Origin of the sequence: Nocardia brasiliensis (genome assembly GCF_042691675.1) — a bacterium.
GTDB classification, from domain to species: Bacteria; Actinomycetota; Actinomycetes; order Mycobacteriales; family Mycobacteriaceae; genus Nocardia; species Nocardia brasiliensis_D.
Window position 1 is genome coordinate 5,495,271 of record NZ_CP170507.1, and the last position, 25,248, is coordinate 5,520,518.

The window sequence follows — 25,248 nt, forward strand, 5'->3', positions numbered from 1 at the left end:
GTCATCGCGGAGCGCTGATATCTCGAACCTTTTCGGCCGCAACTGGGGGGCGGTGCTGGGTGGGGTTTGTTCGCGGGTGGGGCGGGTAGGCAGCATAGACAAGGCAATGGTGGTCGATACGACCACAGAAGGCCTGGTCAGCTGGGAGATGGCTGATCTTGCAGGCCTGGCATGACAACTGCCTACCCACACCATCTTGGAGGGGTGGAGCCATGAGGCACGTAATCAGATATCTCTTCTTCGCGATCTTGATCCTTGCGCTGGGCGTATTCGGCGCGGGTGCCGCGACATCAACGCTGGTCGGCACGCCGCAGACGAACTCCGTCGAATCGATCGGCCCCGCTAACGGCGCGGTGGTGGGTGTGGCCCACCCGGTGACCATCCGATTCGCCGCTCCGGTCGCCGATCGGGCCGCCGCGGAGCAGGCCATCGACATCAAGGCCGCGGAACCATTGAACGGTACTTTCGCCTGGACGAGTGATCGGGAGGCGGTGTGGACGCCGACCGGCTTCCTGCCCGCCAACGCCGACATCACCGTCGGCGTGGGTAACACCCGCACCCAATTCCACACCAACGTAGGCGTTTTCGGTGACGCCAACATGTCGGCGCACACCTTTACGCTGACCGTCGGCGGCATCCCGAGGACGATGCCCGCCTCCATGGGTAAGCCGGGTTATGAAACTCCGTCGGGCAATTTCCCGGTGCTGGAGAAGGCCCGCTCCGTCGTCTTCGACTCGCGGACCATCGGCATCCCGCTGAGCTCCCCGGAGGGCTATGTGATCAACGGTGAATTCGCCGAACGCCTCACCTGGGGTGGCGTTTTCATTCACTCCGCCCCGTGGTCGGTCGAGGATCAGGGCCGGGCGAACGTCAGCCACGGCTGCATCAACCTGTCCCCCGAGAACGCTGAATGGGTCTACAACACCATCAGTGTCGGCGACCCGGTCTCCGTGCACTGGTAACAGCACCCGCGTGGCACCGCCCGGCAAGATATCGTCGGCGGTGCCACTGGCGTCACTCAGATCACTCCGTAGCTCCCATTCATGACATGATCGAGCGAATGGGACAGCAAGTCTCTATCGCTGAGATTCGGTAGGAGCTGACGATGACGACCACACCTCGCGCGGACATCGCCTTTGATTCGAACGGCACCACGGTGCGGGGTTGGCTGTATCGGCCTTCCCCCACCGGCCGAGCGGTGCCCATCGTGGTCATGGCGCACGGACTCGGCGCCGTCAAGGAAATGCGGTTGGACGCCTTCGCCGAGCAATTCGCCGCAGCCGGGTTCGCCGCGCTGGTCTTCGACTACCGGCATTTCGGTGCCAGCGACGGCGAACCCCGACAGCTGTTGAGCATCGGCCGCCAGCTCGCCGACTGGTCGGCGGCGATCGACCACGCCGCCACCCTCGACGGCATCGATCCGTCTCGAATCGCCTTGTTCGGAACATCTTTCAGCGGCGGCCACGTGCTGCGGGTGGCGGCACAGGACAAGCGGGTCGCCGCGGTGGTGTCCCAGTGCCCGTTCACCGACGGTCCCTCATCCGCGCCGACGGTCGGACTGCGACCGCTGCTCACCATCGGCGTACGCGCGGGCTTGGATCTCCTAGCGGCGGCGTTGCGTAGGCCGCCGGTCACCGTGCCGCTCACCGCCGAGCCAGGACAGACGGCGCTGATGAACGCACCTGACGCCAAGCCCGGCTACACCGCCCTCGCACCGGCGGACTTCACCCACCAGAACGAAGTCGCGGCCCGGATCGGGCTCACCCTCCCCCTCTACCGCCCCGGCCGCAGCCTCCGGAAGATCCAGTCCCCGGTATTCCTCGGCGTCTGCCTCGACGACAGCGTGGCTCCGGCCCGCCGCACCCTGCGCTACGCGGCGGCCGCCGGACCCAATGTCGAGGTGCACGAATATCCGGCAGGCCACTTCGACATCTACGTGTCCCCGGATTTCGACAAGGTGGTGGCCGACGAAACCGCCTTCCTCGTCCGGCATCTCGACCCGAGCCGGGCCTAGGCGGCCGCGATCAGCGCATCGTCGCGGGCGAGCAACGACGCGTAGCGACCGCCGAGTTCCATCAACTCGTCGTGCGATCCGCGTTCGATGATGCGGCCGTGGTCGAGCACCACGATCTGGTCGGCGTCGCGGATGGTGGACAGCCGGTGCGCGATGGTGATCGTGGTGCGGTCGACCGACAACGCGTCGATGGCCCGCTGCACCTCCTGCTCGGTGCGGGTATCGAGTGCGCTTGTCGCCTCGTCCAACACCAGGATCGGCGGGTTGCGCAGGACGGCGCGGGCGACGGCGAGCCGTTGCTTCTCGCCGCCGGAGAACCGGTAGCCGCGTTCGCCGACGCGGGTCTCGTAGCCGTCGGGCAGGCTCATGATGTGCTCGTGGATCTGCGCCGCGCGCGCCGCGTCGTGCAATTCCTGTTCTGTCGCATCAGGTTTCGCGAAACGCAGATTCTCGGCGACCGTCGCGTGGAACAGATAGGTCTCCTGCGACACCACACCGACGGCCGCGGCGAGATCGGCAAAGGACAAGTCCCGCACGTCCTTTCCGTCGATCCTGATCGCACCGGAGCTCACGTCGTAGAGCCGCGCCACCAAATACCCCAACGTGGTCTTGCCGGAACCTGTTTCGCCGACGATCGCCAGGCTCGACCCGGCGGGCACGGTGATGTCGATGTCGCTCAGCACATCTCGATTACCCGCCCCGTACGAGAAGCCGACGTGGTCGAACCGCACCTCCCCGGTGACCGCACCGAGCGCGACGGGCCGGGCGGGTTCCTCGATATCGGGCTTCAGGTCCAGGTACTCGAAGATCCTGCCGAACAACGCCATCGAGCTCTGCACCTCGACGCCGGTGGAGAGCAACTGCACCAGCGGCCGCAGCAGCGTCGTCTGCAACGTAGTGAACGCGACCAGCGTGCCGATCGAAACCAGCGGCCGTCCGGCCGTGACGGTGAGCCCCGCGGCCCAGTAGATGACGGCAGGCATGGCCGACATGACGATCGTGATGGTCGACTGCCGCCACCGCCCCGCCATGCTCGAGCGGATCTCCAGATCGACCAGCCCCCGCGACTCCCGCGCGAAGCTGTCGACCAGTGCGGGCGAGCGCCCCATCGTGCGGCCGAGCAGGATGCCGCTCACCGACAGCGACTCCTCCACGATCGCCGACATTCCGGCCATTTTCTCCTGCCGCTGTGCGGTGATCTTCCGGCGTTCGCTGCCGACGCGGCGGCTGATCCACACGAAGAAGGGCAGCATGATCAGGGACACGATGGTCAGCCGCCAGTCGAGCACGATCATGGCGGTCACCGCCGCTACCACCGTGGTGAAGTTGGAGACCAGCGACGTCGCGGTCGAGGTGACCGTCGACTGCATGCCGCCGATGTCGTTGGCGATGCGCGACTGCACCTCGCCGGTGCGCGTTCTGGTGAAGAAGGACAACGGCATTCGCTGCAACTGCGCGTACACCGCGGACCGCAGATCGTGCATCACGTCCTGGCCGACGGTGGTGGAGATGTAGGTCTGCAGCACGCCGAACACGCTGGTCAGCGCGGCAACGGCGACCATACCCGCGGCGAGCAGCGTCAACAGGCCGGTACGTCCGTGCGGGAGCGCGTCGTCGAGCACCGCGCGGAGCAGGAACGGCGTGGCCAGTGCGACGACCGAGGACAGCCCGACCAGGGCTGCCACGAGGGCCAGCCGGGCCCGATAGGGCCGGAAGAGCCGGACGATCCGGCGAAGCTGATGTGGGGGCTGCAAAGGCGCCTCCTTCCGAGGAAACTACGTCATAAAACTGAGCATGGCTCATAATTGTTCCCAAAACAATGAGTTATGCTCAGAATCATGGAGTCCGCCGAGACCGACCTGCCCGAATTGTTCCTGCGCGCGGCCAAACGGATCCGGCGCAACCAGGTCGCCCGGCTCGCCCCGCTCGGCCTCACCCCCGCCCAGGCACGGGCGCTGCGGATCATCGGCCACCAGCAGGAACCGCTGCGGATGACCGCGCTGGCCGACCGTCTCGGCATCGTCCCGCGCTCGGCCACCACGGTCGTCGACGCCCTCACGGGCGCGGGCCTGGTGACTCGCGCGCCCGATCCCGACAACCGCCGCGCCACCCTGGTGACGCCGACCGAAGCCGGGCGGGCCGCCCTCGCCCGCATGTCGGACGCGCGCCGCGAGGCCGCCGAGGAACTGTTCGCCACCTTGTCCGCCGAACAACGCGAAACGCTGCGAGACCTGCTGGCCACCCTCGATTCCGCCGCCTGTTAGACCGATTCGACCGGTTGGCAATCCCGATCGACAGCGCTACCGCCCGGTATCCCTAGGGCGTACCCGACTCTCGGCAAACGGGCAGTATTCTGCCCGGAGCGACAGCGAAGTCGGCTGGACATACGCGTCTACGCGTTGCTGCATTTCAGGAACGGTGCGGATAACCTGGCGATATGACCTGATGAAGGTGGGGCGATGGATCGACCGGAGATGGGCTCACGACCTGGATACGACTACGGGCGGGGGCCGCAGATGATGAAACGTGGTGCGCCGGAACAGCAGTACGCACCCGACGAGCGGTACCAGGGGGCCTATTCCGACTGGGTCGACCGGCCGCCCGCGCCGGAACCGGACTACGAACCGGAACCGGACGACGAACCGAACTACTTCGAAGACGAGTTCAGCGGCCTGATCGATCGGTCCAAGCGGCGCCGATCGGCACGCCGGTGGGCGGTGCCGCTGGGCGCGCTCGGGGTCGCCGCCGTGGGCGCCGCGGCCTTCGTGCTGTTCGGCGGTGATTCGGAACCGCCCGCGGCATCGAACACGCCGACCCAGATCGGCACCGCGGCCTCCTCCCCCGCACCGTGCACGGCCGAACGGGTCGGGAACCGGATCAAGGGCAACGACCCAGGCGGTTTCGATTCCGGTCCCGCCGCCATCTTCGCCTTCCAGCACGCGTATTACGTCGCGCGATCCGGTGACGAGGCGCGCGCCGCGACCACCCCCGACGCGGCGGTGGAGCCCGCGGACGCCATCCAGCGCGGCATCGACAGCATTCCGGCGGGCACCACCTACTGCGTGGCGATCACTCCTGGCGCGTTCGCGGGTCAGTACATGGTCGTCGTCACCGAGAACCGGCCCGGCCGCCCACCGGTCACATACAACCCGCAGCTGGTCACCACCACCCAGGAGGGCGACCGCACCCTCATCAGCGCCATCAGTCCCGGCCAATAGGCCCGGCGCTCAGGCGAATTCGGTGCCATCCGCAGCCCGAAGGCGCAGCAGGTCAGCGTCGAGCGTTCTCCGCGGCGAGGACGACGTGCCGCATGAGCAGGGCGGTGGTGACGGGGCCGACGCCGCCGGGGACGGGGCTCAGGGCGGCGGCCTTGCCGCGCACGGAATCGGCCTCGACATCGCCGACGATGCCGCCGTCGGCGGACTCGTTGGTGCCGACGTCGACGACGACCGCACCCTCGCGCACATGTTTGCCGGTGACCAGGCCGATGCGGCCCGCCGCGGCAACGACGATGTCGGCGGTCGAGGTGACCGCGGGCAGGTCGGTGGTCCGCGAGTGGCAGACGGTGACGGTGGCGTTCTCGGCGAGCAACAGCTGGGCGAGCGGCTTGCCGACGACGTTGGAGCGGCCGACGACCGCGACATGCCGACCGGAGAGCGGAATGTCGTGGTGCTTCAGCAACTCGACAACTGCCTCGGAGGTGGCGGGCACGAACCCCTCCAGGCCGGAGGCGAGCAGGCCGAGCGACAGTGGGCTCACCCCGTCGACGTCCTTGGTGGCGACGATCGCGGAGCTGACGTCGTCGAGGGTGATGCCCGCGGGCAGCGGTGTCTGCAGCATGATCGCGTCGGTCGCGCTGTCCGCGCTGCGCGCCTCGAGTTCGGCGCGGATCGTATCCGCGGTCGCGTCGGCACCGAGATCGACCGTGTCGCAAGCGATTCCGAGACGCTCGGCGGCCTTGCGCAGCGAGTTCACGTACCAGGCGCTGGCCGGGTCGTCATTCGCCACGATCAGGGCCAGGCGCGGCGCGGCACCGGCCTCGGTACGCGCGGCGGCGCGCTGCTTGGTGTCGGCATTGATGGCGGCGGCGAGTTCCTTGCCGGTCAGCGAAGCGGTATCCACGCTGTCACACATTAATGGCTCCGCGGCGGTGGTCCGTTCGCAGACCGTACCCGCGCCCGACCAGCCCCGCCCGGTTTGTCCCGATGCGGTAAATACGCCGCAGAATCCCCCCGGCTAATACGTGATTTCGAGATCACTCGGCCGTATGGTGATCACTGCTTGCCCACGGCTAACTGCCAGCACGTGCCCCACCCGTTTCATGCCGAGTATCAGCATCGCGGAAAGGTGTCGACTGTAGTGAAGATCTCGAGGCACTGGAAACATCTAGCCGCGACCCTGTTCGCGGCGCTCTCCCTGACCGGCCTGGCCGGTGTCCCGGCCCACGCCGCCGGCGAAACCGACGCCCTCTACAACTCCGCCCAGCGGCACTTCACCGACGGCAACGACGTCGCCGGTCGCGCCGACCTCCGCGACCTGATCGGCGCCGACCCCAACGACGCCGAGGCTCTCTCGTTGCAGGCCATCTGGTCGCACTACGCGGGCGACCTGCCCGCCCTTGCCGACGCGATGGCCCGGCTCAACGCCGTGGATCCCGGCATGGCGGCGGGCACCACGCACGTGCTCAACGCGATCGGCGCCGCGGTCGGCACCCTGCCGAATCCGCTGCCCGCCCTGGTCGGTCCGCAGACCGGCATCGTCGTCCTCGGCTACGGTCTGCTGCCGGACGGCGCACTGCGGCCCGAATTGGTGAACCGATTGACAGCCGCATGGCTGCAATCGATCGCCTCGCCCATGTCACCCATCGTGGTCACCGGCGGCAATCCGCAGAACGGCATCACCGAGGCGGACGCGATGGCGGGCTGGCTGATCGGCCACGGGGTGCCCGCGTCCCGGATCAGCGTGGAGAGCCGGGCCGGATCGACCGTGCAGAACGCGCTGTTCAGCACCAAGCTGCTGCGTGAGGTGGGGGCGACGAGCGCGGTGGTCGTCACCTCGCCCAACCACATCCGGCGCGCCGTAGCCGACTTCATCGTGGCGGGCACCACGGTGGTCGGCGCGATGACCTCGCTGGAACAGCTGGTCTCCCAGTTGCCGCCGCCGGCCAAGCAGTCCCAGCGGGGCATCTACCTGGATGCCACCCGGACGTTCCAGTTGGCCACTTCGCGCTGAGTTCGGCACCCGGAATCCACCCGCCGACCGTGCGGATTCCGGGTGGGCGGCGAACGCCGAGACCGACGTCACCCGAAAATCCGCTGGCAGTGCCGGGCGCGGGCACGGCAGTATGTCCGGATGATGGCAGCAGTCAGTACCGAGGTGGTCGCGACCCTACGCGCGGCGGGTTGCGTCTTCGCCGAGGACGAGGCCCGCCTGCTCACCGCCGCTGCCGCGGAGACCGGAACCGACCTGGACACCCTGGTCGCCCAGCGAGTCTCCGGTACGCCACTGGAGCATTTGCTCGGCTGGGCCGAGTTCCACGGCCTGCGGGTCGCGGTCGCGCCCGGCGTGTTCGTGCCACGGCAACGCACCGCGTTCCTCGTCGAGCAGGCGGCGGGCTTGGCTCGCGCCCGCGACCGCCATTCGGTAGTGGTCGACTTGTGCTGCGGCACAGGTGCGTTGGGCCTGGCGCTGGCCACCATCCTGGCCGCCGAGCAGACACCGGTGACCCTGGCCGCCGCCGACATCGACCCCGTCGCCGTCGACTGCGCCCGCCGCAACCTCACCCCGCTCGGCGCGCCGGTCTACCAGGGCGACCTCTTCGAGCCGCTGCCCGCCGAACTGTGCGGCTGTATCGACATCCTGCTCGCCAATACCCCGTACGTCCCGTCCGAGATGATCGCGCGGATGCCGCCGGAGGCCCGCGATCACGAACCGCGCACCGCGCTCGACGGCGGACCCGACGGCCTGGACGTCTTCCGCCGCGTCGTCGAGGGCGCCGAATCCTGGCTGGCACCGGGCGGTCACCTGCTGGTCGAATCCAGCGAGGCGCAGGCTCCGGTGGCGGTCGCGGTGCTGGCCGAGCACGGGCTCATCGGCCGGATCGCCGAATCCGACGAGCACTACGCCACCGTCGTCATCGGCACCCGGCCCACCCGGTAGCCCGACTACTTCTTCCGGCCGGTGAATTCCTCCATCGAGCGGTAGACGCCGACGCTGTTGAGGAACAGGTCGCGGAGCTTGACGGGCAGGATTCCGGACAGAGCCTTGTTGAGGCGGGAGGTCCAGGGCAGGATCACCAGCGGCGTGCCGTTCTTCATTTCCCGCCAGGATGTATCCACCACCTCGTCCTGTTCCAGGATCGGAGTGAACAGGAAACCCTTTGCGCCGTCGAACATTCCGGTATTGATGTAGGTCGGGCAGACCGTGGTGACCGTGACGTGGTCGTGGCCCGCCTGCTCCAACTCGATGCGCACCGAATCGGACCAGCCGAGCGCCGCCCACTTCGACGCCGCGTAGACGCTCATCCGCGGGTTCGAGACCAGAGCCGCGGAGGAGGCGATGGTCAGCACCCGCGCCTGGGTCGAACCGGCCACCATCGCGGGCAGAAATTCCAGGGTGACGTACATCGGCGCGTGCGCGTTGATCGCCATCGTCTTCTCGATGTCGGCGCGGTTCTCGGTCTCCCAGAAGTAGCTGTTGCCGCGCACGATGCCCGCGTTGTTGACCAGGATGTCGATGGTGCCGACCTCGGCGCGGACCGATTCCGCCGCCTCGGCGATGGCCTCCGGCACGGACACGTCGACCACGAAGTGGTGGATATTGCCGCCGCGACCGGTGAGCTCAGCGGCGGTGTCCTTCAGCGCGGCTTCGTTGATGTCCCACAGCACGACAGCGGCCGCACCCTCACGCACCGCGCGCTCGGCGAACAACTTGCCGAGGCCCATCGCGGCACCCGTGACCAGAACCTTCTTGCCCGCAACCGTGTCGAGTTTCATCCGTCCCTATCCTGTCGATTCGCTGAAAGTTACTTCTGCCGCAGTGCTTTCATGACACCGAAGTAGAAGGTCATGGTCTTGGCCCACAGTTCCTCGGACATGCCGGGCAGCGGCGCGATCGGCAGCATCCGCTGCACCGCGATGGTCTGGGTGTCGATGTACTTCAACAGTCCCTCGGGTCCGTGCCTGCGCCCGGTGCCGGAAATGCCGAGCCCGCCGGACGGCGCGTCGGCGCTGCCCCATGCCGCGATGAAGCCCTCGTTGATGTTCACCGAACCGGCGTTGATCCGCGCCGCCACCTCGCGGCCACGGGCGATGTCCTTGGTCCAGACGCTGGCATTGAGGCCGTACGCAGTGTCGTTGGCTTGCTCGACCGCCTCGTCGTCGCTGCCGACCCGGTAGATCGAGACCACCGGACCGAAGGTCTCCTCGCGATACACCGTCATGCCCGGGCGCACGCCGCTCAGCACCGTCGGCTCGTAGAAGTACGGGCCGAGATCGGGTCGCGCCCGGCCACCGGCGAGCACCGTCGCGCCCTTGGCCACCGCGTCGTCGACATGCGCACGGACCGTGGCCAATTGGCGCGGGAAGGTGAGCGAACCCATGTCGCTGTCGTAGTTCAGCCCGCCGCCGAGCTCGATTCCCTGGACGTGCCCGATGAATTCGGTGACGAACTGGTCATACACCTTGTCGTGCACATAGATTCGCTCCATCGATTCGCACAGCTGCCCCGCCGAGGCGAAGCAGGCGCGGATCGCGATCTTCGCGGCCCGGGACACATCGGCATCCGCGAGCACCACGAGTGGGTTCTTGCCGCCGAGTTCGAGCGAATAGCCGATGAGCCGCTCCCCCGCCTGCTGGGCGATGGTGCGGCCGGTCGCGCTGGAACCGGTGTAGTCGACATAGTCCGCGCGGCCGATCACTTCATGGCCGATCACCGAGCCGCGCCCGAGTACCGCCTGCCACAGCCCGCGCGGCAACCCGGCGCGTTCGGCGGCATCGATCGCCCACAGCGCGGTGAGCGCGGTCTGGTTGTCCGGTCTGGCCACCACGGCGTTGCCCGCGACCAGGGCGGGCAGTGCGTCGGAGGCGGCCAGCGCGAGGGGGTAGTTCCACGGCGAGATCACCGCGACGACACCCTTCGGCCGGTGCCGCACGTCTACCTGGGTGAGCACCGGCAGCACGCCGCGCGGCTTCCGGGTGGCGAGCAGTTTCGCGGCGACCTGCGCGTAGTACCTGGCATTGACCGCGACGTCACCGACCTCGTCGAAAGCGTGCGCGCGGGACTTGCCCGTCTCGGTCTGCACGATGTCGAGGATGGTGTCCTGCTCGGCCAGCACGATGTCGTGGAAGCGGCGCAGCACGGCGGCGCGCTCGCGCATCGGCCGGCGCGCCCACTCCCGCTGCACCGCGCGTGCTGTCGCGAAGGCCCGCTCGATATCGGCGGTCGCGGACTGCGGCAGGTCGGCGATCTTGCGTCCGGTGGCCGGTGCGAACACCTCGACAGCGGGCGCGCCACCGGCCACTGCCCGGTCCAGCAGCGGCTGGACCAGCGACGACGGCAACGCGTCTGCGGCGGTGAGCTGGGAGGCGGTCGTCATGTCGGCCCTCTCGATCGGATGGTCGGACGGGCCGGAAGCGCTTCGTCCATTAACTGAACACTAGTGTTAGATTAATGGGCGTGCCACACCTCGTGTCAAGCTCTTCGTCATGGAACACAGACATGACCGGCTGCTCGCTGTGAGGCAGCACCATGTCTGCGGCGCGGCGCGGTGACCGAGGCGACCACCCGGCGGGGCAGGCCGCCGCAGACGCAGGAGCAGGCGGACGAGGTCCGCGCCAGGATCGTGCTCGCCACCGCGGCGGTATTCACCCGCAACGGCTCACGCGGGCTGAGCGTCGCGCAGATCATCGAGCAGGCCGGACTGGCGCGGCCGACCTTCTACCGCTACTTCGGCAATGCGACCGAGCCGCTGCACGTGCTGCTGAATACCTCGAACGAGGGCTTGGTCGACGGCATCCGGGTGGCGCTCACCGGCACCGACGAACCCGTCGAACTCGGCATCCGGTTGATCGACGCCTACCTCGCCTGGGCAGGCGGGCACGGCCCCATGCTGCGCCCGCTGTTCGCCGAACTGCACGACCCCGCCTCGCCGGTCTCCGCGTACCGGGAACGGGCGCTCGACGATATCCGTGCCCTGGTCCGCTCGACGTTCACCGAGCTGGGCCGCCCCGTCCCGAGCCCGCTCGATCTCGATGCCGCACTGCACGTCTGCGAATACGTGGTCTACCGGATCTCCGCGGGCACCGAGCCCGGCGGCGAACCCGACGCGGAAACCGTTGCGGCAGCGCGCCTCACAATGATTCGCGTACTACTGACCACCCTGGGCACCCGCACCGACATCGAATACGCGATGAACCTCCCCGGGATCTTCCCCACCCCCTGAAGTCAGCCGCACACCCCCTTCGTAACCTGCACACCCGCTATAGGAGGTGTACAGCTTACGAAAAGGGTGTGCTTCTCATTGCCTCAGCCGCACACCCTTCGTGTGTGCAGGACAGGAGTAGGCGACGCCGGGCAGCACCCGCCACTGCTCGGTGAACACCGGAGCCGGAGCGGGCGTCTCAGTCCCGCGCGGAAACCCGCTCGGTGTGCCCGGCCCGCTCGAAGCTCATCGCGTCGTCCGCGATCGACCCGTGCCGCAAGGTGACCAGGTCACGCAGGTAGTTCATCCGTAATCGCCACGGCGCACGGTCGCCCTGGATCGGGAACTGGTTCGCCGCCCGCTGCACGTAACCCGGATTGAAATTGAGGAACAACGATTCGACGCCGACGGACGGATCCCGCACCGGCATGCAGCGCACATAGCCGTGCGCGTCCATGTGCCGCAGCAAGCGAACCACGTACTCCGACACCAGGTCCGCCTTCAGCGTCCACGAGGCATTGGTGTAGCCGAAGATGTAGGCGAAGTTCGGCACGTCCGACAGCATCATCGCCTTGTAGGCCATGCGCTCCGCGAGTCGCACCGGCTCGCCGTCCACCACGAGATCGATGCCGCCGAACGCGACCAGATTCAATCCCGTTGCGGTGATGATGATGTCGGCGTCGAGGGTGGCACCGGAGGCCAGCCGCAGGCCGGTCTCGGTGAACGTCTCGATCCGGTCGGTGACCACCGCCAGCTTGCCCTTGCGGATGGCGCGGAAGAAATCGCCGCTGGGCGCCAGGCACAGTCGCTGGTCCCACGGGTTGTAGCTGGGTGTGAAATGCGTGTCGATGTCGTAGCCCGGCGGCAGCCAGCGTTCCTGCCAGCCGCGGATGCGTTTGCGCACACTCGCCGGATAGCGTTGGCTCAGTTGGTAGAACGCCGTGCCGATGGCCACATTCTTGGCGCGGGCCAGCGCGTAGGCGGCGCGGGGCGGCAGGTGGCGGCGCAGCTTCAAGGCGAAATCGTCGCGAGCCGGCGCGGAAATGATGTAGCTCGGGCTGCGCTGCAGCATGGTCACGTGCGCGCCCTGTTCGGTGAGCGCGGGGCCGAGGGTGACCGCGGTGGCACCGCTGCCGATGAGCACCACCTTCTTGTTCGCGTAATCCAGATCCGCGGGCCAGAACTGCGGGTGCACAACGGGTCCGGTGAATCGGTCGGCGCCGGGGAAGTCGGGGACATAGGGCTCGTCGTAGCGGTAATAACCGGCGCAGGAAAGCAGGAATCCGGCGGTGAGCGTGACGGTTTCGCCGGTGTCGGTGCGCTCGGCCAGCACGGTCCACCGATTGTCGGCCGAGGACCATTCGGCGCTCAGCACCCGGTGCCGGAAGCGGATGTGCCGGTCGATGCCGTTCTCCGCGGCGGTTTCCCGCACGTAGTCGAGGATGGTGTCGCCGTCGGCGATCGATTTATCGCCCAGCCACGGCTTGAATCGGTAGCCCAGGGTGTACATATCGGAATCGGAGCGAATTCCGGGGTAGCGGAACAGATCCCAGGTTCCACCGATTGCCGCGCGGCTCTCCAGGATCGTGTAGGTCCGTCGCGGAAAAGCCCGTTGTAGGTGATAGGCCGCGCCGATGCCGGACAACCCGGCCCCCATGATGAGCACATCAGTGTGCTCGACAGCGGTCGTCATCGCTCTCTCCTCGGCTCGTCGGCAGCTGACCCAGCTTATCGAGCCTGGCGGTATTCGGACGTAGCCGCCGGGCCGACCGCGTCGTGTCGACCGGCCCCTCCGCCCGGACCGCGCGGGTTCGATTCGCCCGCAACATAGTTGAGTGTTGTACGAAATGGCTGCGCCGAGCGATAACGAACGACATTCCAGTGCACGACTCGCAGTGAACTCACTCACATCACCGTGGCGCGCCACCCATTGTTCCCGCGAGTCATTATGTTAGCCAGCGATTCGCCATCTCGCGGCCAGAATGCCAGGAGCGCCCGCCCGCCCGCTGGGCGCGCCAGACCTGAAACCCGTTGGCAACCCGTCGTATTCAACCGATCCCGTCGGTTCGGGCCGCCCATAGCCAGTCGATCACCAGTTAGTGATACCTCACGAAACATGTACTTGTGCACAGTCGATCAGGGCAACTTCTGAGGCATAGGCGTTTCTAGTTACCGTCGGGTAGTGTCCGTCGCACCGACGATCAGAGACGATCCGGGACGTTTCTTTCCACGATTTCCAGGAGCGCGCGTGTCGCATTCTCGATTCGAATCCATCGGTGCCTATCTACCTTCGAAAATCGTCACCACCCAGGAGTTGCTCTCCCGGTTGAAGGAACCTCCGTCTTTCGATCTCGAAAAAATCACGGGTGTCAAGGAACGCCGGGTGCACGACACCAGCCCGGAGAACTACGAAGACTCGTTCGCGATCGCCATGAAGGCTGCCGAAGACTGTCTGTCCAGGTCGCGCTACGAAGCGGCGGAGCTGGACGTGATCATCTCCACCTCGATCACGCGGAGCAACCACGCCACCCGCATGTACATGGAGCCGTCCTTCGCGGGTTCGATAAGCCGCCTTATCGGGGCGAAGAACGCTATTACCTTCGATGTTTCGAACGCCTGCGCCGGAATGCTCACCGGCACTTACATCCTCGATCGGATGATCCGCTCCGGCGCGGTACGCAACGGCCTGGTGGTCAGCGGTGAAGCCATTACCCCCATTGCCGATACCGCGGTTGCCGAGATTTCCGAGAAATACGATCTGCAGTTCGCGTCGCTGTCGGTGGGCGACTCGGGCGCCGCGGTCGTGCTGGACGAGGCGGTCGACGACAACGACAAGATCCACTACATCGAGATGATGACGGCCTCGGAGTACTCGCACCTCTGCCTCGGCATGCCCAGCGACAAGAGCCAGGGTGTTGCGCTGTACACCGATAACCGCAAAATGCACAACGAGGACCGGTTCCTGTTGGGCACCAACAGCCAGATCAACTATCTCCAGGCACAGGGGCGCACCTTCGCCGACGAGAAGTTCGACTACGTCATCCACCACCAGTTCGGCGCGGCCGCGATCCCGTGGATGAACGCGATCTGCGAGCGCGAGTTCGGCACCCCGATGCCGCCGGATCTGCGGGTCATCGAGAAGTACGGAAACACCTCGACCACTTCGCATTTCATCGTCCTGCACGATCAGCTCAGCGAGCAGAACATCCCGGCGGGCTCGAAGCTGCTGATGATTCCCGCCGCCTCCGGCATCGTGACCGGCTTCCTGTCCACCACCATCTCGTCTCTGAAGGTCTGAGGTCAGCCATGGGCGTTCGCATCAAATCCGTCGGCATCAGCCGCGACACGCAGAGCAGTGTCGAGAACAGTGGCCGGGCCGCGAAGCAGAGCCTGGAGCGGGCGGGGGTTCGTCCGGACCAGGTCGGCGTGCTGATCAACGCCGGTGTCTTCCGTGACGCCAACACCGTCGAACCGGCCGTCTCCGCGCTGATCCAGAAGGCGGCGGGCATCGGCCTGGAATACGCCAAGGACGACCCGCGGACCTTCTCGTTCGACCTGATGAACGGCGCCACCGGCGTGCTCAACGCGGTCCAGGTGGCCACCGCCATCCTGGCGACCGGCAGTGCCGAGCACGTGCTCATCGTCGCCGGCGACGGTCACCCGTCGATGACCCGCTCGGCCGCCACCGACGACTTCCCTTACGCCACTTCGGGCGCCGCGCTGCTGCTGGAGCACACCGACGAGCCGGACGGCTTCGGCCGGGTGCACACGGTGAACGGCGCGGGCACCCCCGCGGTCGAGGCCTATGTCGACACAGCCACCATGGGCAGCGTCGGACGCGGGGTGATGACGGTCGTGCGCGAGCCGGACTTCGCGGATCGGCTGCTGAGCGTGGCGATCGAGGCGGCGCGGGCCGCGCTCGCCGAGTCCGGGCACAGCGACCTGGCCGGTACGGCACTCATCGCCTCGACGCCGACCGCCGAATTCCCGAAGCAGCTCGCGGATGCTCTCGGCATCAACCAGGATTCGGTGCGCACGCCGGATCTGGCCGATGGCGACCCGCACACCGCGGCACTGCCGCAGGCCTATGACCGTGCGGTCGTGGCGGACACCCTGAAAGAGTTCACCCATGTGCTGTTCGTCGCGGCGGGCGCTGGTCCGTCGGCGGCGGCGGTGCTGTATCGGTTGCCCGCGTTCGCCGGGGCGGTTGCGTGACGTCGGCAACCTATTGGGCGGCGATCGACCGGTTCCGTGCGTTCGCGCGCACGGAGCCGGATCGGGAAGCGGTCATCTATCCCGACGGAAAAACGAAATCCGGTGACCTGCCGACCTATCGGCACGTCAGCTACCGCGAGCTCGATGACTGGTCCGAGGCGATCGCCGAGCGCCTCACCGCGGCCGGTGTCGGGGCGGGTACCCGCACCATCGTGCTGGTGCTGCCGAGCCCGGAGTTGTACGCGATCCTGTTCGGGCTGTTGAAGATCGGCGCCGTACCCGTGGTGATCGACCCGGGCATGGGCCTGCGCAAGATGGTGCACTGCTTGCGCGCGGTCGAAGCCGAAGCGTTCATCGGTATCCCGCCCGCGCACGCCGTGCGGGTGTTGTTCCGGCGCAGCTTCCGCAAGGTGCGCACCACGGTGACCGTCGGCCGGCGCTGGTGCTGGCGCGGCGAGCGGCTGGCGGCGTGGGGTACCCGGCCGACCGGCGTCGCGCCCGAGCGCGTGCCCGCCGCCGCGGACGACGTGCTCGTCATCGGATTCACCACCGGCAGTACCGGACCCGCCAAGGCGGTCGAGCTGACCCACGGCAATCTCGCATCGATGGTCGAGCAGGTGCATACGGCCCGCGGCGCGGTCGCGCCGGAGACGTCGCTGATCACGTTGCCGCTGGTCGGAATTCTCGATCTGCTGCTCGGATCGCGGTGTGTGCTACCGCCGTTGATCCCGAGCAAGGTCGGCTCCACCGATCCGGCGCATGTCGCGCACGCCATCGAGAAGTTCGGTGTGCGGACGATGTTCGCCTCACCCGCGCTGCTGATCCCGCTGCTGCGCCATCTCGAGCAGCACCCGATCGAGCTGAAAACCTTGGGCAGCATTTATTCCGGTGGCGCGCCGGTGCCGGACTGGTGCATCGCCGGGCTGCGTGAGGTGCTGGCCGAGGACGTGCGGATCTATGCCGGATACGGGTCCACCGAGGCATTGCCGATGTCGCTCATCGAATCCCGGGAACTGTTCGACGGCCTGGTCGATCGAACGCACCGCGGCGAGGGCACCTGCATCGGGCGTCCGGCCGACAAGATCCAAGCGCGGATCGTCGCCATCACCGACGACCCGATCCCCACCTGGTCACGGGTCGAGGAACTGGCCGGTGAGCTCGAAAGATCGCGAGGCATCGGTGAACTCGTCGTCTCGGGTCCGAACGTCAGTACGCACTACTACTGGCCGGAGGAGGCGAACCGGCAGGGCAAGATCGTCGACGGTGACCGAATCTGGCATCGCACCGGCGATCTCGGGTGGATCGACGACACGGGCCGAATCTGGTTCTGCGGACGCAAGAGTCAGCGAGTGGTCACGGCGGATGGCCCGATGTTCACCGTCCAGGTGGAGCAGATCTTCAATAACGTTGCGGGCGTGGCGCGGACGGCACTGGTCGGCGTCGGTGCGCGGGGGGCGCAGCGGCCGGTGCTGTGCGTCGAGCTGAAGCCCGATGCTGACGCCGCGACCGTCGAAGCCGCACTGCGGGCCCGGGGTGCGGAGTTCGATCTCACCCGGCGGATCGCCGATTTCCTGGTTCATCCTTCGTTTCCGGTCGATATCCGGCACAACGCAAAGATCGGGCGCGAGCAGCTCTCGCAGTGGGCGGCGAAGCGGATCGGAACGGACGCGCAGCGATGAAAACAACGGCATTGCGGGCGATTCCCGTGCTCGGCTGGTTGTACCTGGCCGGTGGGGTTGTCGCGGTCGCGACGGATCGGGTGCCCGAAAGCCGGGTGCTGCGCGCCGCGTGGTGGATCGACGCGTTCCTCAGTGTCGTGGTGCACGCGGCCCAGATCCGGCCCGCGCTCCGCGCGGCGGAGGGGTCCGGCCGCTCCCCCATCGCGACCGCCGTTTTGACGCAGATCTTCGGAATGACCTGGTGGCGAACGCAGGAGAAGCGATGAGCAAGGTGCTGGTAACGGGTGCGTCCGGGTTCCTCGGCGGCGCGCTCGTGCGCAGGCTGGTCCGCGACGGCGAGCACGATGTGTCGATTCTGGTGCGGCGCACCAGCAATCTCGCCGATCTCGGCGCCGACGTCGACCGGGTGCAACTGGTCTACGGCGATCTCACCGATCAGGCGTCGCTGGTGCAGGCGACCAATGGCGTCGACATCGTGTTCCACAGTGCCGCCCGGGTGGACGAGCGCGGGACGCGCCAACAGTTCTGGGACGAGAACGTGCGAGCGACCGAACGGCTGCTGGAGGCGGCGCGGCGCGGCGGCGCCTCCCGGTTCGTCTTCATCTCCAGCCCGAGCGCGCTGATGGACCGCGACGGCGGCGATCAGCTCGACGTCGACGAGTCGATCCCCTATCCGCAGCGGTACCTCAACCTGTATTCGGAGACCAAGGCCGCCGCGGAACGCGCCGTATTGGCCGCGAACACCACCGGTTTCACCACTTGCGCGCTGCGGCCGCGGGCGATCTGGGGTGCGGGCGACCGGTCCGGGCCGATCGTGCGGTTGCTCGGCCGGACCGGCACCGGGAAGCTGCCGGATATCTCGTTCGGTCGCACGGTGTACGCGTCGCTGTGCCACGTCGACAACATTGTCGACGCGTGCGTCAAGGCGGCCGCCTCGGATGCGGTGGGCGGCAAGGCTTATTTCATCGCCGACGCCGAAAAGACCAACGTGTGGGAATTTCTCGGTTCCGTCGCGGCGGATCTCGGCTATCGACCACCGACCAGGAAGCCGAACCCCAGGGTGATCAACGCGGTGGTGGCCGTGCTCGAAACCATCTGGCGGATACCGGCTGTCGCGACGCGCTGGTCGCCGCCGCTGTCGCGCTACGCCGTCGCACTGATGACGCGCAGCGCGACCTACGACACCACCGCCGCCACCCGCGATTTCGGCTATCGCCCCGTCGTGGACCGGGACAGCGGACTGACCACCTTCCTGGCGTGGCTCGAAACACAAGGCGGAGCCGTCGAACTCACTCGGAATCTGCGCTGAAACTCCAGCACCAGTCGTTACCGGAGGCCCATATGAACGCAGCATCGCGCAGTAATCCCAGGCGGGATGGCGGCCGGGATACGGGCGGGCCCGACACCGTCTTCCGCAGGAAGATCTCGCCTACCGAGCGCCTGTACTTCTTCACCAGGGAAGTGTCGCCGCCGTTTCTGATGCACCTCGTCGTGCACGGCAACGGCATCCTCGACCCGGACGCGCTGCAGCGCGCCGTGGAGGTGGCGTCCGCGGCGAATCCCGGTGCGCGGCTTGTCCGGGACGGCCGGTACTGGGTGGACAGCGGTGTCGCCGCCGAGGTGCGGGTGGTGCCGGGGTGGACGCTCGACTACGCCTCGCTGGAGGACGACGCGGTACTGAACAGCCCGATCGGACCCACGCCGGACCGGACCACCGAGGTGCTGCTGCTGACGGGCGCCCAGACCACCGTCGTCTTCCGGGTCTTCCACGGCGTGATGGACGGCATGGGCATGCGGATGTGGGCGGACGACGTCTTCCGCGCGTTGCGCGGGGTGGCGCCCGTCGGTGCCCCCGATCCGATCGCCGACGCCGAATTGGTGGCGCGGGTAGGTGCACCGGGCAAGCAGACGCTGGTGCTTCCGGTCTATCCGGCGGCGACCGGACGTGGCCGCCAGGACCCGGACGCGTCGCGATGGTTGTTGCGGCACCGCACCATTCACGCCACCGGTAAGGGGATGGTCGCGCGGGTCTCGGCGATCCTCGCCGAGGCGGCCGGTAGGAAGTCCCGTTTCATGGTTCCGGTGGACCTGCGCAGGCACGACCCCGCGCTGCGGTCCACCGGGAATCTCGCGCTGCCACTGTTTCTCGACGTCGCGCCCGGCGAGAGCTGGGAGACGGTCAGTGCCCGCATGCGGGCCGGGCTGCAGCAGAAGACCGAATTGAACCAGTTGGACAACGGCGGCCTGTCGAAGTTCCCGCCCGCCGCGGTGCGCGCGGTACTGCGGGCGAGCAACTGGCTCGGCGCTCGGTACAACCGGAACATGGTGTCCGCCACCGTGTCGCACATGGGCAAGTTCGATCTGGACGAGATGGCCGTGCCCGGGTGGACACCCAGCACGATGCGGGTGCTGCCGCAGCACAGCGGCGCGATGCCGTTGCTGTTCGGGATGGTGGAGTCGCGCGGGCAGATCGAGCTGACCGTCTCCTGTCGCAACGGTGCGGGTGTCGAGCCGCGACTGGAGGCCCTGCTCGACAAGATCGCCGCCACCTTGGCGGCCGATCTCGCGCCGCATGATTCGCCCGCCCGATGACTGCGTGGGCACGGTTCGTCATCGCCCGACCGCGCACGGTGCTTGCCGTAGTCATCGGCGGCATGCTGGTGTTCGGGCTGCTCGGGATGAACACCGCGGACAAGGTCAGCGCCGCCGGATTCACTGACCCACACAGTGAATCGGCCGCGGTCGACCAACTGGTCCGCGAACACTTCGGCCCGCAGACCCCCGATGCGGTCGCGCTGTACACCGCGCCGGCAGGCCAGACCCTCGACGATATCGGTCCACGCGTTCAGGAGTCGCTGGCCCGGATCGATCCCGCGCTGTTGCAGCGTCCGATCGAAACATATTGGAACAGTGTGCCGCCGCGTAAGCAGTTCCTGCGGTCGGCCGACAACCGGCAGGCACTGGCCGCGGTGTTCCTCGCGGGAGACGACAACCAGCGGGTCACCGCCTACCCGGATATCGAAACGGCGCTGCGGGTTCCGGGCGTGGAGACCAAACTTTCCGGTTACAGCGCGCTGGCCACCGAGATCAACGGTCAGTCCCAGCACGATCTAGTGCGCGCCGAATCCATTTCGCTGCCACTCACTTTGCTGATCCTGGTGCTAGTGTTCGGCGGCGTGGTCGCGGCGTCGCTGCCGGTCGCGGTCGGTGTGCTCGCGGTGCTCGGCTCGATGGGCACCATTCGGATCCTCACCGAGTTCACCGAGGTGAGTACCTTCGCGGTGAATATCGCGTCACTGCTCGGGCTGGGCATGGCAATCGACTACGGCTTGTTCCTGGTGACCCGATTCCGGGAAGAACTCGCGGGCGGACACGGTGTCGAGTCCGCCATCGCACGCACCTGCGCCACCGCGGGCCGCACCGTCGCCTTCTCGGCGCTACTGCTGATCTGCGCGTTCGCCGGCACTTTCGTCTTCCCGCAGGCGGTGTTGCGGTCGCTCGGTTTCGGCGCGATCGCCGCGGTCGCGCTCGCCGCCGGGCTCTCGCTCACCGTGCTTCCCGCCATGTTGGCGCTGTTCGGCGCTCGAATCGGCAAGGCGGGCAGCACCGATCGGACCGAGCGATTCTGGGGCCGGGTGGTGGACGCGGTGCTGCGCAGGCCGGGCACCGTCACCATCGTGGTCGGCGCGGCGCTCCTGCTGCTTGCCGCGCCGCTCACCGGCGCCCAACTAGGCGATATCGACCATCGGGCGTTGCCCGCGGGCAACGAAATGCGCACCACTGTAGACGAACTCGCCGCGGGGTTCCCCGCGGCGAGCAGCGGTGTCACCGCTGTGCTGCGTGGCGTCGACGGACCACCACAGTCGGGGGCCGTCGACGCCGCGAGCACCGCGCTCGGCCGGGTCGACGGCGTCCGGCAGGTGCTCCAAGTGGGCCGTGCCGACGACTTCGTCGTCTTCCACGCGTTCTTGGACGCCACCGACCGTAGTGAAAAGGCCACCGCCACCGTCGAAAACATCCGTGCCCTGACTCCCCCGGACGGCACGATGCTTCGGATCGGCGGTGACACCGCGGCCACCGTCGACAGCGTCCACTCCATCGTGCACGCCATGCCGTGGATGATCCTGGCCATGGTGACGGCGACCGTACTGCTGCTCGCGGCGGCGTTCCGGTCGATCGTGTTGCCGCTCAAGGCGGTCGCGATGGCATTCCTCAGCCTCGCCGCCACCTTCGGCGTCCTCACCTGGATCTTCGACGACGGCCACCTCGCGGGCGTCCTCGGCATCAGCCCCGGACCGCTCGCCGCGGGCATGCTCGTCCTGATCATCGCCGTCGTCTTCGGGCTGTCCACCGACTACGAGGTCTTCCTCCTCTCCCGGATGGTCGAGGCGCACAACGCGGGCGCCGACACCGCCACCGCCGTCCGCGTCGGCACGCTGAAGACCGCCCGGGTGATCACCGCCGCCGCGACCCTGCTCGTGATCGTCACCGGAGCCTTCACCCTCTCCCCGTTGACCCCCATGCGTTTTCTCGGCCTCGGCATGATCATCGCCCTCCTCATCGATGCCACCCTGGTCCGCATGCTCTTGGTCCCCGCCCTGGTCAAACTCATGGGCCCGGCCAACTGGTGGACCCCGGGCCCGCGCCGCCGCCTGATCCCCGCCACCGTCGAACACGTGGAGCGTCCGGCCCGGATTTCCTAAATGTCCGTGAATGTCCTATTTGCGGAATAATTTTCATACCGATCGGTCGCCACGCCGCCGTGAAGATTGCAATACCTCGGGCCACTACCCAGGCTTAGCTCCCATGTCCGCCGCCTGCCCCTCCTGCTCCTGGCCATCGCCGATGCTCGTCTCCTCGCGCGGGGCGGTGCGCTATTTGCGCTGCGTGTGCGGAAGATTCCTGGTCTCGCACGGCGGCGGCGTGCATCTGGTGGCCGGTCGGCGGGCCTGCGGCACAGCCACGGTCGCCGAGCACCTGGAGCTGATTCCGCTTCCCGAAGGATGATTCGCACGGGGTAGCCGTACGGGTTCACAAGCCGTGGCGACGGTCGGCCGCCACCAATTCGGCGACTCTGGCTTCGTTTTCGGACGAGAACGGGTTCCGGTATGCGGCAACCGCCCGATCGGTGTCCTCGGTGATCAAGTCGGCGTTGAGCTGGGCTGCCGCGAAAGCGCCTGTCGCCGCGGCGCTGCCGACCTGGGCAAACAGATCGGTGATATTGCCCGCGACCCAGACGCCGGGCACCTCGGTACGACCGGTCACCTCCGCAGGGATGTGTTGCCCCATCCCCGAGGGGTGTTCGACAGGCCGGAGTCCAAGCGGCGCAAGGAAACCGGCCCGCGCCGTCATCCGCGCCACGACCGCCAGCGCCTGGCGGGCAACCACCCGGCCATCGCTCATCCGCAGACCGACGAGGCGGTCGTCGGCGACTTCCAGCGCCGCCACCTCGCCCGGCACGACTGTGATGCCACGGGCAGCCAGCTTCTCCGCGTCCTCACCGGTCGGTGCCGGCATGGTGTGTGGGAAGAGCGTGACGTCGGGGCTCCACTGCCGGAACAGCAACGCCTGGTGCACCGCCATCGGCCCGGTGGCCAGCACGCCGATGGCCTGGTCGCGAATCTCCCAGCCGTGGCAGTACGGACAGTGCACGACGTCGCGTCCCCATCGAGACCGCAACCCCGGTATCTCGGGTAGCTCGTCGACCAACCCGGTAGTGACCAGCAATCGACGCGCGCGGACCGACCGGCCGTCGGCCAGCGTCACAGTGAATCCGTCGCCCGCGCGAGCGACCGTGTCGACCTCGCCGGAAACCACCTGGCCGCCATACCCGCGGACCTCCGCCCGGCCGCGTTCCAGCAGCTCGTCCGGCGGGATCCCCTCCCGGGCGAGCAGTCCGTGCACGCCGTCGGCCGGGGCGTTACGCGGTGCACCCGCGTCGATCACCAGCACCGACCGGCGCGCTCGGCCGAGCATCAGCGCCCCGGTCAATCCCGCGGCGCCACCGCCGACCACCACCACGTCATAGCCGTCTTCCAGCTGTTCGGTCACGTTGACCACCTCCGCTACCACCATGCGAGCGAGGCAGTCGTATGTGCAAACTTTATTGCCGATCTGGCAAACTGTTCTCATGGACGACGACCTCGATCAAGCACTCGACGCGGTCGGGCCGCGCCTGCGCGCGCTGCGCCGACAACGCGAAACCACGCTGGCCGAGCTGTCGGCGGCCACCGGAATCTCGGTGAGCACCCTGTCCCGCCTGGAGTCCGGCGGTCGCCGGCCGACCCTCGAGCAATTGCTCCCCCTCGCCCGAGCCCACGGCGTCACCCTCGACGAACTCGTCGACGCCCCACCCACCGGCGACCCGCGCATCCACCTGCGCCCGGTCACCCGACACGGCATGACCCATGTGCCGCTGACCCGCCGAGCCGGTGGCATCCAGGCGTTCAAGATGGTGATCCCCGCCAGCCCGCGCCGCAAAGAGCCGACCCCGCAAACGCACGAGGGCTACGAGTGGGTTTACGTCCTCAACGGCACACTGCGACTCGTCCTCGGCGAACGCGACCTCGTGCTCGCCCCCGGCGAAGCGGCCGAGTTCGACACCCGCGTACCGCACTGGTTCGGCGCCGCGGGCACCGACGGCGTCGAACTACTCTGCCTCTTCGGCAAACAGGGCGAACGCGCCCACCTGCGCGCCCGCCCGAAATCCCGGCGATCACCCGAAGAGCTCGACTGACCCTCGCCGGAAAATCGGTCGAGCTCGACGCGGCGTCTCGGTAGGGTCGCTGTCGTGGAGTGATGACGATGCCGAGTGCGCCCGCCGGATAACGCTGCCCCCGTTGTGGTTCAGCGGCCAGCGGTGCTGCCCGTACCTTCCACCATCCGCTCCTACCCAGGAGAATCCATGACCGACAAGACCTTTCTTGCCCATGTCGCCGACCAGTTGGCCGCTCTCCCCGGCGTCGCAGCCGTCACCCTCGGCGGATCGCGCGCCGAGGGCACCCACACTCCGGACAGCGACTGGGATTTCGCCGTCTACTACCGCGAACATTTCGACCCCGCCGACCTACGTGAAATCGGCTGGCCCGGGGAGGTTTCCGAACTCGGTGACTGGGGCGGTGGCGTCTTCAACGGCGGGGCCTGGCTCACCATCGACAACCACCACGTCGACGTCCACTACCGCGACCTCGACGTAGTCGAACACGAACTCGCCGAATCCGAACAAGGCCGCTTCCATTGGGAGCCACTGATGTTCCACCTGGCAGGCATCCCCAGCTACCTGCTGGTCGCCGAATTGGCTATCAACCAGGTCCTGCACGGCACGCTACCGCGCCCCACCTACCCCGAGGCGCTCCGCGAATCGGCCCCACCGATCTGGCGGAACCGAGCAGCCATGACACTCCACTACGCCAAGGGCACCTACGTCCCCCGCGGCCAAGCCACCGAAGTGGCAGGTTCACTGGCCATCGCCGCAATGCAAACCGCCCACGCGGTCCTGGCCGCCCGCGGCGAATGGACCACCAACGAAAAACGCCTGCTGCACCGAGCGGGACTGCGCGGCATCGACACCATTGTCGCTGGTCTGTGCCCCGACCCGAAATCCTTGCAGCACGCGGTTATCGAGGCGGAAGCACTGCTCGAGACGGCACCCCTGCCCTGAAAATGGTGCGCGCGAAGAGGCACATTATCGCTCAGGGGCGATGATTTCTCCGGTATCGGCGGCGCGGACGAGGATTGCTTCTACCGGGCACGAGTCGGCCGCGTCGATGACGAGATCGTCCGGGGTGACGATTTCCGCTGTGGGACTGGAACGGCCGTCGATCAGGGTGAAGTGTTCCGGGGCCAGACCGGTGCACATGCCTGAGCCCAGGCAGGTGCTTCGGTCGACCTCGATTCGCCAATGTTGCTCAGCCATGCGA

The 25,248-nt window shown here is 67.6% G+C and carries 24 protein-coding genes; 17 read left to right on the forward strand and 7 right to left on the reverse strand.

What is annotated here, in order from left to right:
- The first annotated feature begins 212 nt into the window (after nt 1-212).
- Both ACFK0J_RS25155 and ACFK0J_RS25160 read left to right on the forward strand, forming a co-directional pair.
- Complete coding sequence (locus tag ACFK0J_RS25155; RefSeq protein WP_378731311.1) at nt 213-962, forward strand: L,D-transpeptidase family protein; 750 nt, start codon at nt 213-215, stop codon at nt 960-962.
- Nucleotides 963-1,105: 143 nt separating this feature from the next.
- On the forward strand, nt 1,106-2,014 hold the full coding sequence (locus ACFK0J_RS25160; protein ID WP_378731313.1) for an alpha/beta hydrolase: 909 nt from the start codon (nt 1,106-1,108) through the stop codon (nt 2,012-2,014).
- On the opposite strand, the gene ACFK0J_RS25165 is transcribed toward ACFK0J_RS25160, so the two are convergent.
- Nucleotides 2,011-3,768: an ABC transporter ATP-binding protein gene (locus tag ACFK0J_RS25165; RefSeq protein WP_378731315.1), complete on the reverse strand. Its 1,758-nt coding sequence runs from the start codon at nt 3,766-3,768 to the stop codon at nt 2,011-2,013. The genes ACFK0J_RS25160 and ACFK0J_RS25165 overlap by 4 nt on opposite strands.
- A gap of 84 nt (nt 3,769-3,852) precedes the next feature.
- Here ACFK0J_RS25165 and ACFK0J_RS25170 point away from each other — a divergent pair, with 84 nt between their 5' ends.
- A complete protein-coding gene (locus ACFK0J_RS25170; protein WP_378731316.1) occupies nt 3,853-4,278 on the forward strand; it encodes a MarR family winged helix-turn-helix transcriptional regulator in 426 nt (141 codons plus the stop codon).
- Between the two features lie 195 nt (nt 4,279-4,473).
- Nucleotides 4,474-5,232, forward strand: a complete 759-nt coding sequence (locus ACFK0J_RS25175; protein WP_378731318.1) for a hypothetical protein — start codon at nt 4,474-4,476, stop codon at nt 5,230-5,232.
- Nucleotides 5,233-5,284: 52 nt separating this feature from the next.
- Here the strand turns inward: ACFK0J_RS25175 and ACFK0J_RS25180 are convergent, their stop codons facing one another.
- Nucleotides 5,285-6,136, reverse strand: a complete 852-nt coding sequence (locus ACFK0J_RS25180; RefSeq protein ID WP_378731320.1) for a bifunctional 5,10-methylenetetrahydrofolate dehydrogenase/5,10-methenyltetrahydrofolate cyclohydrolase — start codon at nt 6,134-6,136, stop codon at nt 5,285-5,287.
- 237 nt (nt 6,137-6,373) lie between these two features.
- On the opposite strand from ACFK0J_RS25180, the gene ACFK0J_RS25185 reads away from it, so the two are divergent.
- Both ACFK0J_RS25185 and ACFK0J_RS25190 read left to right on the forward strand, forming a co-directional pair.
- The gene (locus tag ACFK0J_RS25185; RefSeq protein ID WP_378731322.1) at nt 6,374-7,246 is read left to right on the forward strand and encodes a YdcF family protein; all 873 of its coding nucleotides are present in this window, start codon (nt 6,374-6,376) and stop codon (nt 7,244-7,246) included.
- A gap of 120 nt (nt 7,247-7,366) precedes the next feature.
- Nucleotides 7,367-8,173, forward strand: coding sequence for a putative protein N(5)-glutamine methyltransferase (locus ACFK0J_RS25190; protein WP_378731324.1), 807 nt, complete (start codon nt 7,367-7,369; stop codon nt 8,171-8,173).
- 5 nt (nt 8,174-8,178) lie between these two features.
- Here the strand turns inward: ACFK0J_RS25190 and ACFK0J_RS25195 are convergent, their stop codons facing one another.
- On the reverse strand, nt 8,179-9,009 hold the full coding sequence (locus tag ACFK0J_RS25195) for an SDR family NAD(P)-dependent oxidoreductase (RefSeq protein WP_378731326.1): 831 nt from the start codon (nt 9,007-9,009) through the stop codon (nt 8,179-8,181).
- A gap of 29 nt (nt 9,010-9,038) precedes the next feature.
- The gene (locus ACFK0J_RS25200; protein ID WP_378731329.1) at nt 9,039-10,610 is read right to left on the reverse strand and encodes a succinic semialdehyde dehydrogenase; all 1,572 of its coding nucleotides are present in this window, start codon (nt 10,608-10,610) and stop codon (nt 9,039-9,041) included.
- A 171-nt stretch (nt 10,611-10,781) separates the two neighbouring features.
- Between ACFK0J_RS25200 and ACFK0J_RS25205 the strand changes: the two genes are divergently transcribed.
- Nucleotides 10,782-11,456, forward strand: coding sequence for a TetR/AcrR family transcriptional regulator (locus tag ACFK0J_RS25205; RefSeq protein ID WP_378731331.1), 675 nt, complete (start codon nt 10,782-10,784; stop codon nt 11,454-11,456).
- Nucleotides 11,457-11,634: 178 nt separating this feature from the next.
- Here ACFK0J_RS25205 and ACFK0J_RS25210 read toward each other — a convergent pair whose 3' ends face one another.
- On the reverse strand, nt 11,635-13,128 hold the full coding sequence (locus tag ACFK0J_RS25210; RefSeq protein ID WP_378731333.1) for a flavin-containing monooxygenase: 1,494 nt from the start codon (nt 13,126-13,128) through the stop codon (nt 11,635-11,637).
- Nucleotides 13,129-13,683: 555 nt separating this feature from the next.
- Here ACFK0J_RS25210 and ACFK0J_RS25215 point away from each other — a divergent pair.
- From ACFK0J_RS25215 to ACFK0J_RS25250, 8 genes are all read left to right on the forward strand, one after another.
- Nucleotides 13,684-14,733: a 3-oxoacyl-ACP synthase III family protein gene (locus ACFK0J_RS25215; RefSeq protein WP_378731335.1), complete on the forward strand. Its 1,050-nt coding sequence runs from the start codon at nt 13,684-13,686 to the stop codon at nt 14,731-14,733.
- Between the two features lie 8 nt (nt 14,734-14,741).
- Complete coding sequence (locus ACFK0J_RS25220; RefSeq protein ID WP_378731337.1) at nt 14,742-15,650, forward strand: hypothetical protein; 909 nt, start codon at nt 14,742-14,744, stop codon at nt 15,648-15,650.
- A complete protein-coding gene (locus ACFK0J_RS25225; RefSeq protein ID WP_378731340.1) occupies nt 15,647-17,329 on the forward strand; it encodes a fatty acid CoA ligase family protein in 1,683 nt (560 codons plus the stop codon). Before ACFK0J_RS25220 ends, ACFK0J_RS25225 begins: the two co-directional genes overlap by 4 nt.
- Nucleotides 17,326-17,595: a hypothetical protein gene (locus ACFK0J_RS25230; RefSeq protein WP_378731342.1), complete on the forward strand. Its 270-nt coding sequence runs from the start codon at nt 17,326-17,328 to the stop codon at nt 17,593-17,595. Before ACFK0J_RS25225 ends, ACFK0J_RS25230 begins: the two co-directional genes overlap by 4 nt.
- Nucleotides 17,592-18,638 carry an NAD-dependent epimerase/dehydratase family protein gene (locus ACFK0J_RS25235; protein ID WP_378731344.1) on the forward strand — a complete coding sequence of 349 codons (1,047 nt, stop codon included), beginning with the start codon at nt 17,592-17,594 and terminating at the stop codon, nt 18,636-18,638. The genes ACFK0J_RS25230 and ACFK0J_RS25235 overlap by 4 nt, the downstream gene beginning before the upstream one ends.
- Nucleotides 18,639-18,670: 32 nt before the next feature.
- Entirely contained in the window at nt 18,671-19,921 is a 1,251-nt protein-coding gene (locus ACFK0J_RS25240) for a peptide synthetase (RefSeq protein WP_378731346.1), read from the forward strand.
- Nucleotides 19,918-22,032, forward strand: coding sequence for an MMPL family transporter (locus ACFK0J_RS25245; protein WP_378731348.1), 2,115 nt, complete (start codon nt 19,918-19,920; stop codon nt 22,030-22,032). Before ACFK0J_RS25240 ends, ACFK0J_RS25245 begins: the two co-directional genes overlap by 4 nt.
- Before the next feature lie 103 nt (nt 22,033-22,135).
- Nucleotides 22,136-22,336, forward strand: a complete 201-nt coding sequence (locus ACFK0J_RS25250) for a hypothetical protein (RefSeq protein WP_378731350.1) — start codon at nt 22,136-22,138, stop codon at nt 22,334-22,336.
- Between the two features lie 24 nt (nt 22,337-22,360).
- Here ACFK0J_RS25250 and ACFK0J_RS25255 read toward each other — a convergent pair whose 3' ends face one another.
- Nucleotides 22,361-23,404 (reverse strand): NAD(P)/FAD-dependent oxidoreductase, encoded by a 1,044-nt coding sequence (locus ACFK0J_RS25255; protein WP_378731351.1) that lies wholly within the window; start codon nt 23,402-23,404, stop codon nt 22,361-22,363.
- A gap of 55 nt (nt 23,405-23,459) precedes the next feature.
- Between ACFK0J_RS25255 and ACFK0J_RS25260 the strand changes: the two genes are divergently transcribed.
- Both ACFK0J_RS25260 and ACFK0J_RS25265 read left to right on the forward strand, forming a co-directional pair.
- Entirely contained in the window at nt 23,460-24,065 is a 606-nt protein-coding gene (locus ACFK0J_RS25260; RefSeq protein ID WP_378731353.1) for a helix-turn-helix domain-containing protein, read from the forward strand.
- A gap of 168 nt (nt 24,066-24,233) precedes the next feature.
- Nucleotides 24,234-24,989: a nucleotidyltransferase domain-containing protein gene (locus tag ACFK0J_RS25265; protein WP_378731355.1), complete on the forward strand. Its 756-nt coding sequence runs from the start codon at nt 24,234-24,236 to the stop codon at nt 24,987-24,989.
- 24 nt (nt 24,990-25,013) lie between these two features.
- On the opposite strand, the gene ACFK0J_RS25270 is transcribed toward ACFK0J_RS25265, so the two are convergent.
- Nucleotides 25,014-25,244, reverse strand: coding sequence for a ferredoxin (locus ACFK0J_RS25270; protein ID WP_378731357.1), 231 nt, complete (start codon nt 25,242-25,244; stop codon nt 25,014-25,016).
- Nucleotides 25,245-25,248 lie beyond the last annotated feature (4 nt).

Coding starts and splice junctions, on each gene's coding strand:
- ACFK0J_RS25255 (WP_378731351.1), bottom strand. CDS start 23,404: ATGGTGGTAGCGGAGGTGGTCAACGTGACCGAACAGCTGGAAGACGGC.
- ACFK0J_RS25230 (WP_378731342.1), top strand. CDS start 17,326: ATGAAAACAACGGCATTGCGGGCGATTCCCGTGCTCGGCTGGTTGTAC.
- ACFK0J_RS25270 (WP_378731357.1), bottom strand. CDS start 25,244: ATGGCTGAGCAACATTGGCGAATCGAGGTCGACCGAAGCACCTGCCTG.
- ACFK0J_RS25175 (WP_378731318.1), top strand. CDS start 4,474: ATGGATCGACCGGAGATGGGCTCACGACCTGGATACGACTACGGGCGG.
- ACFK0J_RS25210 (WP_378731333.1), bottom strand. CDS start 13,128: ATGACGACCGCTGTCGAGCACACTGATGTGCTCATCATGGGGGCCGGG.
- ACFK0J_RS25220 (WP_378731337.1), top strand. CDS start 14,742: ATGGGCGTTCGCATCAAATCCGTCGGCATCAGCCGCGACACGCAGAGC.
- ACFK0J_RS25235 (WP_378731344.1), top strand. CDS start 17,592: ATGAGCAAGGTGCTGGTAACGGGTGCGTCCGGGTTCCTCGGCGGCGCG.
- ACFK0J_RS25240 (WP_378731346.1), top strand. CDS start 18,671: ATGAACGCAGCATCGCGCAGTAATCCCAGGCGGGATGGCGGCCGGGAT.
- ACFK0J_RS25265 (WP_378731355.1), top strand. CDS start 24,234: ATGACCGACAAGACCTTTCTTGCCCATGTCGCCGACCAGTTGGCCGCT.
- ACFK0J_RS25260 (WP_378731353.1), top strand. CDS start 23,460: ATGGACGACGACCTCGATCAAGCACTCGACGCGGTCGGGCCGCGCCTG.
- ACFK0J_RS25170 (WP_378731316.1), top strand. CDS start 3,853: ATGGAGTCCGCCGAGACCGACCTGCCCGAATTGTTCCTGCGCGCGGCC.
- ACFK0J_RS25160 (WP_378731313.1), top strand. CDS start 1,106: ATGACGACCACACCTCGCGCGGACATCGCCTTTGATTCGAACGGCACC.
- ACFK0J_RS25250 (WP_378731350.1), top strand. CDS start 22,136: ATGTCCGCCGCCTGCCCCTCCTGCTCCTGGCCATCGCCGATGCTCGTC.
- ACFK0J_RS25155 (WP_378731311.1), top strand. CDS start 213: ATGAGGCACGTAATCAGATATCTCTTCTTCGCGATCTTGATCCTTGCG.
- ACFK0J_RS25200 (WP_378731329.1), bottom strand. CDS start 10,610: ATGACGACCGCCTCCCAGCTCACCGCCGCAGACGCGTTGCCGTCGTCG.
- ACFK0J_RS25245 (WP_378731348.1), top strand. CDS start 19,918: ATGACTGCGTGGGCACGGTTCGTCATCGCCCGACCGCGCACGGTGCTT.
- ACFK0J_RS25190 (WP_378731324.1), top strand. CDS start 7,367: ATGATGGCAGCAGTCAGTACCGAGGTGGTCGCGACCCTACGCGCGGCG.
- ACFK0J_RS25195 (WP_378731326.1), bottom strand. CDS start 9,009: ATGAAACTCGACACGGTTGCGGGCAAGAAGGTTCTGGTCACGGGTGCC.